Origin of the sequence: Acinetobacter sp. YH12132, assembly GCF_013418645.1 — a bacterium.
GTDB lineage: Bacteria > Pseudomonadota > Gammaproteobacteria > Pseudomonadales > Moraxellaceae > Acinetobacter > Acinetobacter indicus.
Genome location: NZ_VPBR01000031.1, coordinates 1 through 6270, shown reverse-complemented (window position 1 = coordinate 6270; position 6270 = coordinate 1). Strand labels below are relative to the sequence as shown.

At 36.4% G+C, this 6270-nt stretch carries 11 protein-coding genes; 3 read left to right on the top strand and 8 right to left on the bottom strand.

Annotated elements, in window-relative coordinates:
* The 3 genes from FTU67_RS14030 to FTU67_RS14020 all read right to left on the bottom strand — a co-directional run.
* Positions 1 to 107 (bottom strand): RepB family plasmid replication initiator protein (locus FTU67_RS14030; RefSeq protein ID WP_180061899.1); only part of this gene is annotated, 107 nt, incomplete at its 3' end.
* A gap of 721 nt (positions 108 to 828) precedes the next feature.
* Positions 829 to 1143 (bottom strand): hypothetical protein, encoded by a 315-nt coding sequence (locus FTU67_RS14025; protein ID WP_000723215.1) that lies wholly within the window; start codon positions 1141 to 1143, stop codon positions 829 to 831.
* A gap of 2 nt (positions 1144 to 1145) precedes the next feature.
* Complete coding sequence (locus FTU67_RS14020) at positions 1146 to 1559, bottom strand: hypothetical protein (protein WP_004967533.1); 414 nt, start codon at positions 1557 to 1559, stop codon at positions 1146 to 1148.
* A gap of 294 nt (positions 1560 to 1853) precedes the next feature.
* Here FTU67_RS14020 and FTU67_RS14015 point away from each other — a divergent pair, with 294 nt between their 5' ends.
* Together FTU67_RS14015 and FTU67_RS14010 are read left to right on the top strand one after the other, a co-directional pair.
* Positions 1854 to 2165 carry a BrnT family toxin gene (locus FTU67_RS14015; RefSeq protein WP_002042420.1) on the top strand — a complete coding sequence of 104 codons (312 nt, stop codon included), beginning with the start codon at positions 1854 to 1856 and terminating at the stop codon, positions 2163 to 2165.
* On the top strand, positions 2128 to 2442 hold the full coding sequence (locus FTU67_RS14010; RefSeq protein WP_131262006.1) for a BrnA antitoxin family protein: 315 nt from the start codon (positions 2128 to 2130) through the stop codon (positions 2440 to 2442). The genes FTU67_RS14015 and FTU67_RS14010 overlap by 38 nt, the downstream gene beginning before the upstream one ends.
* Positions 2443 to 2465: 23 nt before the next feature.
* On the opposite strand, the gene FTU67_RS14005 is transcribed toward FTU67_RS14010, so the two are convergent.
* From FTU67_RS14005 to mobQ, 3 genes are all read right to left on the bottom strand, one after another.
* Positions 2466 to 2717 carry a hypothetical protein gene (locus FTU67_RS14005; protein WP_004969151.1) on the bottom strand — a complete coding sequence of 84 codons (252 nt, stop codon included), beginning with the start codon at positions 2715 to 2717 and terminating at the stop codon, positions 2466 to 2468.
* 197 nt (positions 2718 to 2914) lie between these two features.
* Positions 2915 to 3412, bottom strand: coding sequence for a hypothetical protein (locus FTU67_RS14000; RefSeq protein WP_180006217.1), 498 nt, complete (start codon positions 3410 to 3412; stop codon positions 2915 to 2917).
* Entirely contained in the window at positions 3409 to 4380 is a 972-nt protein-coding gene (gene mobQ, locus FTU67_RS13995; RefSeq protein WP_180006216.1) for a MobQ family relaxase, read from the bottom strand. The genes FTU67_RS14000 and mobQ overlap by 4 nt, the downstream gene beginning before the upstream one ends.
* A 363-nt stretch (positions 4381 to 4743) precedes the next feature.
* Between mobQ and FTU67_RS13990 the strand changes: the two genes are divergently transcribed.
* Positions 4744 to 5028: a hypothetical protein gene (locus FTU67_RS13990; RefSeq protein WP_004871868.1), complete on the top strand. Its 285-nt coding sequence runs from the start codon at positions 4744 to 4746 to the stop codon at positions 5026 to 5028.
* Here the strand turns inward: FTU67_RS13990 and FTU67_RS13985 are convergent.
* Entirely contained in the window at positions 5025 to 5321 is a 297-nt protein-coding gene (locus FTU67_RS13985; RefSeq protein ID WP_163167926.1) for a hypothetical protein, read from the bottom strand. The two genes, FTU67_RS13990 and FTU67_RS13985, sit on opposite strands and share 4 nt — an antisense overlap.
* The gene (gene repM / locus FTU67_RS13980) at positions 5318 to 6250 is read right to left on the bottom strand and encodes a replication initiation protein RepM (RefSeq protein WP_026438545.1); all 933 of its coding nucleotides are present in this window, start codon (positions 6248 to 6250) and stop codon (positions 5318 to 5320) included. Before repM ends, FTU67_RS13985 begins: the two co-directional genes overlap by 4 nt.
* Positions 6251 to 6270 lie beyond the last annotated feature (20 nt).

Below are 6270 nucleotides of genomic sequence, written 5' to 3'. Positions count from 1 at the left end.
TCCCTTGCATTAATGATTGCAAGCATGACTAAACGCTGTTCCGTTAGTTCTAAATTATAACTGGCGTTTATTAATGCATTATCTTTCACAACTAAACCATTCTTCATATTAAATACACGTTATTATTAATGTGTATTTACACACTATATATTTTATGTGTGTAAATCAAGAGAATTTGTGTGCTTATACAAGAGAATTTGTGTGCTTATACAAGAGAATTTGTGTGCTTATACAAGAGAATTTGTGTGCTTATATAAGCTGTAGTCCTCTCATATCAATGTTTTCAGCTTATCTAAAAGCATTTAAAAGCTTTAAAAATAATTAAAAGCCTTTCGAGAGGGGAGTGCAAACTGCCCTAGGTACTCGCTAAAGCTCGTACTCTATTGAAGCTCGTTCCTCGCTTCGTGGGGCAGTTTTTGGTTAATCCTATTTGTGAAATCTAAAAGCAAAAGCATTTGTAATGTATTCGCTTCGCTCATACTTTTTGAAAAGCAAAAGCTCCAAAGTTCGCACCCATTCGGGATGCTCTGTACCTACCGTTTAAAATCGAAAGGGAGCTTGTAATCAGAGAAAAGGCGAGGGCGAAATTTTGATGATGCTCAATCGCTCGTAGACACTCGCTCGGTTCTTATTATCTAGGTTTTAATTATTTACTGGAGCTAATCAAAGTTGTGAAACATTGCTTAAATAATAGGCGTGGAACGTGAAAAATCATAAAAAAAGCCCGAACAGGGATGTTCGGGCTATAAACTAGAAACTACAGCATTGATTTCTATAGATAATTATAACGCATTTCGTATAAGGTGTATTATGTTAATTTTAGGAGATCTATACAATTCTGTACTTTTTCACAATCATAGAAAAAGCAAATAAAATACTTACCCAAAATAAATAATCAATAAAAAAATTGAGAAAAACAAATTGATCCATGCCGATGAAAATAAATAAAGGATTGATACTTATACTTCCGACTGGAGAGGTTTCACCATCTATAAGGAACTGTAGAGGAAATCCCCCAGCTATGACTTCAACTTTTTCAAGCTTATCTACAACTATGCGAGCAACTAATATATTTTTTTGATAAAGCAAAGATACATAAGTCAAAATAATCGCTAAGAAATTAAAATATAATATTTTTTTCATAACTATTCTTTATCTTTTAAATTAATTAAAAACAGCCAATAACATAAGCCAGGAAAGAGAGCCATAAAAATAGTCCATGTATTGGTATACATTTTCCACCACTCTTTCGAAATTTCTCCTGTGTGACTCCATCCAAAAAGAATAAAAAATGGAGCAGCAATAATTAGAGAGGTAATACAGATGGTTAATAAATTCAGACTGTTATAACGATTTAAAATAATTGAGAATATGAAGCTGAAAGGCACAGTCAAAATACAATACGCTAAGTAGACAAGGCCATGCCCTACAAGAACCACTAAAATCGAGTATAGGCTGTATTCCTGATTCATTACGATAAACAGGACTGCTATGAAAAAAAGTAACGGTAAAGGAGCAAGCAAGAGAGCTTTAACTATTTTTTCATTTGAGTATTTCACTAATTTAATTCTCTTATTTACTCAATAACTATTCACACTATACCGATTTTCTTGGAGGTCGCTGGCTTCCATTTAACATAATGGTGGTTATACGCAATACACTTGTATATTAATATAAATATCAATTACTTAAAAAATCAATCCTGATCATAAAAACCGCAAAAAGCCGACTTTGAAACAAGTCGGCTTTTTTATGTTCGATTCTGTAATATTTTGCCAATAAAAAATGGAACAACTTTGCAAAATTTACAATTTTGTATTAACATTTTTGTATTAACAAAAAGCGATGCAACTATGGAAATTGAGTTTTCATGGGATGAGCATAAAGCAGAAACAAACCTCAAAAAACATGGTGTAGCTTTTGAAGATGCAACCTTAGTTTTTTATGATGCTCATGCCGTCTTCAAACAGGATCGCTTTGAAAATGGTGAATATCGTTGGCAAGCGATAGGTCTCGTACACGGGCAGACAGTTTTATTGGTGGCTCATACTGTACAAGATCATAATGGGATTGATCATATCCGTATTATTTCAGCACGACAGGCAGAGAAAAAAGAGAGGAAACAGTATGAACAAAACCGTTACTTACAAAGTAGATTTGAATAAACCTCCTGTCTTATCTGAAGAACAAAAGGCAAGACTTGAAGCATTAGATAAACGCCCAGACAGTGAAATAGACTTTTCCGACATTCCTGAACTTGATGAAAGCTTTTGGAAAAATGCTGTCCAAAATCCGTTTTATAAGCCAACTAAACAAGTGACTACAGTACGCATTGATGCAGATGTCATGCAATGGCTAAAAGCACAAGGCAAAGGCTATCAGACACGTATGAATAAGATTTTACGTGATGCAATGCTGAATGATTTAAAAAATCACCCATAAAAACGGAGCTTAAGCTCCGTTTTTTACAAACTATTTTTAAGCTTATAGAATCTAAATTCGGGGTAAATTAAACCTATAATAAAAAGAATGGTAAATGCTATCCATAGAAACAAAGCCATAGCTCTAAGCTGTTCTTCATTCCATGAGCTTGATTCCATATCTAAGAAAAAGATACTCTTCCAGCCTTTAATATAATCAGCTCCACCCCATGAAATAATCCATTTGAACATTAAGCTAACTGCCAAATAAATAAGTACCCACACCCATGTAGACATAAATTACCTTATTATTTTTAATCACTTATTGGATAATTATAACTGATCTTAATAGTCTTATTTAACATAAAATCTCTTATGCGAAATTTCAGCTCGATGCTTTGAAATATGGCTTTAGCCATGTTTCAAAGTCGGGCAACTTTGCGCTTGCTGTAATCTGATCAGTAATAAGAAAAACCAAGCAAAGTACCGATCAACTAGTATTTTTTAGGGTCGATCTGACACCAGTCATACGTTTTTTCTTTGACACTACTCGGTTCAAACGAATAGCAATTTTTCCTCATGATTCTCACCAATGTTTCACCATCACTTTCTCTAATTTGTAGCGGATATTTTTTTAGTAAAGCCATATCAGCTCTACGGTTATCAATTTCGTCTTTGCTTGGCACGTATAAGAAGATTGCCAAAATGAATACCATCATCACAGCCACAAACGTGCTGGCAAAAATAAGGATAAGTTTTAAGTTGAGCCTGTTTGTAGCTTCGTTTAATGCCTGAATGCTGTTGTTTAATGCACCTGTATGCTTCTTATTTGCGTTTTCTAGCGATTTTTCAGCCTTGTCTAGCACTCCACTAGCGACTTGGTTGTAAAACTGCTCTAATCGCTTCTTATCGTCTGCTATGGCTTCTCGATATTCCTTCATGGATGCCAATAAAATATATAACTGGTCATCTAAATCATTTTGATTACTCATAATGACATTCCGCCTCTACTTAGTTTTTGAGATGCCTTGCGGAGTGCTTGCTCGGCTCGTTGTTTATCTAATTCTTGCTGTCGTTTCATTTCCGCTTGGCGTTCCAGTTCTAGACGTTTGGTTTCTTGGTTCTTCTGCCATTGATCAAAACCTTGATCGACACGGTTTAAACCACGCTGTAAAACGCTCTCTTTCTGCTGTTTCTGTTGGTCAAGCTGTTGGGCGTTCTGCTGTTTCACATTGTCATTAAAACGGCTGATTTCAGTGTCTATGCCTTTTCTGCGTAATTGGGTGACTTTAGTGCCTTCATGGATGGTGGCTTGTAGTCCGTTATTCTGATCGGCATAGCTGCGGTGATCTATTTTTTCCTGTATGCCTGCTCGTTCCAAAGCACGATTGGCAAGGTTTGCCCACGTTTCCCGAATCTGTTTAATTTCGTCTTGGGTTGTACCCATACCAAGGCTTTTTCGTTTGGCGTTGCTGAGTTCAATTTCTGCCTTTGTGGTCAGAGTCAGATTGTTTTCAGGGTCTAATTCCGCCTTTCGGGTGGTAAGCATGATATGGGCGTGATGGTTCTTATCATTTCCGCCTTTGCTGGGTTCGTGGATGGCTAAGTCTGCAATCACGCCATAGCGATCAACTAAGGCCGTGGCAAAGGCTTTTGCCAAGTCCTTACGTTGATCTGCGTCTAATTCATCGGGTAGGGCGATTACCCACTCTCTGGCGGTTCGGGCATCTTTGCGGTTTTCGGACTGTTCCGCCAAGTTCCAAAGTTGGCTGCGGTCAATTTCAATATTGAGATTAGACACAATTTCGGTATGGGCGACTCCATCCTTTCTCGTAAAGTCATGCGTCAGCCCTGTACGTTTATCTTCTAGTTTTTCCCCTGCACGATAAGCCATAGATGCAACGGCAGTTCTTCCCGAACTGCGGTTAACGGTTTTGGTTGTACAGTGGTAAATCGCCATTAAATTTTCCTTGTGGCATCCACGTATTGATTACATTTCGGGCATTCTTTTCTAATAGTTTGAATGGATACTCCATTCATTTGCTCTATAAGAATTTTAGGTAATTTGTATAAAAATTCATTCCCACAGTTTGAGCATATAAAAATATGCTGTTCATCAATATTGTATTTCTTCATTTGCTTTACCGCTCTTGCTTTTGCTTTTGGGGTTAAGGGGTGTCTCCCTTACGCATCTTTTGACTTGAATGAAATTCAAGTCGTAAGTGCGCATTTCATGAAAAACACGATAGCATATTACCCGCTTGAATTTCAATTCATAGGGTCTTATGCTTGAGTGGTTTTCTATATTCCGAAATTAATCGTTATGACTAAATCTGCTGAAAATATCGAAAAGAAAATTGAAGCCCAGTTAGAGAAGCTGAAACAGTTAAAAGCACAGAAACAGGCTATTGAAGCAAGAGAACGTACCAAAAAGAAAGAACAGGAGCGCAAGGATGATACTCGGCGTAAAATTTTGCTCGGTTCTTACTTGATTAAGAAAATGCAGGCAAATGAAGCCAATAAAGAAAAAATACTCGCTGAACTCAACGAATATTTAACAGAAAATAGAGATCGACAGCTTTTTGATTTGCCCGATATTGAAGCCTAATTTTTCTTAGCTGTTTGGTTTTTTTGTTCGGCTTGATACTCTGGAATGAGCGTATTTAAAACCTTTTGAATATTGTCCTTGTCCTCGATTTGTAAATTATCCCGATAGTAAATTAAGTTCTGTATTTTGCTTTCCATCTGCATTTTTTCGGTGGGTTCGGCATCTTTGGATAGTCGGGATAATAGGAAGATATAACCGCATATATTTTCCCTCGCAATTTCATAATTTACGATGTCGAGGTATTCAACGGTCACATGCTTTAGATCGGTTGATAGGTTATTTAATTTAATCATGGCTGAAATCCTGATTTTTCTAAAATTGGATAAAGCTCTCTGAATTTTTCAGGCTCTAACAGCATATCTGCTATACGGATAGCAAATTGTTGGTAGCTTTCTGTACCTTGTGAATATTTCCCCATTTCAGGCATTTCTGACATTTTTTTTGCAAATAAATGGCGTTGTGCATCGGTCATTTTGATAAAAAAGTCAGGTGTGTTTGGGTCACGCTTAGAATCTAATTTTTTCGGTTGTTGTTTCTGCTTAAACTTGAATGAAAACCCAGTAATTGTACGCCCTTTCTTGTGTTGCTCATAAGTGGCTTTTATGTCTGTATGTTCATTGATTTGAGTAATGGCAGTTTCTAATACACGGCTTTTAAAATGGTGCATACGTTGATATTCATCATCTTCAACACCTAAATTTTTACGTAATTGTTGTAGTTCAAAAACAGGTGTTTTACCAACTTCACGCCAAGCGATTAATAACTCATAAAGTCTAGTGGCATACTTACTGGTTAGGTGTGCAACTTGTTTGGCTTCATATTTTGTAAAGTGTTCTTCTAATCTAGTGATTAAAGGAACTACATCAGGTGCGAAAGTAATTTCTAGTAATGCCAAATCATCTACATAAAAAATACGGCTTACCCAGCGAGAGCGAACGATACCTACCTTCCCTGTTTTTTTATATTCGGCTGTATAGCTAAACTGCCTGTTAAATAGATTATTTACGGCATCTTTCAGGGCTTTGTAGGATGCATCAGGTGATACATTAAATAGTTTTGCATAGTCACTAGCATGTATTTCTAGTTTGCTATCTGCCGTAATACCCCGCCCTAATTCCCTTGCATTAATGATTGCAAGCATGACTAAACGCTGTTCCGTTAGTTCTAAATTATAACTGGCGTTTATTAATGCATTATCTTTCACAACTAAACCATTCTTCATATTAAATACACGTTATTATT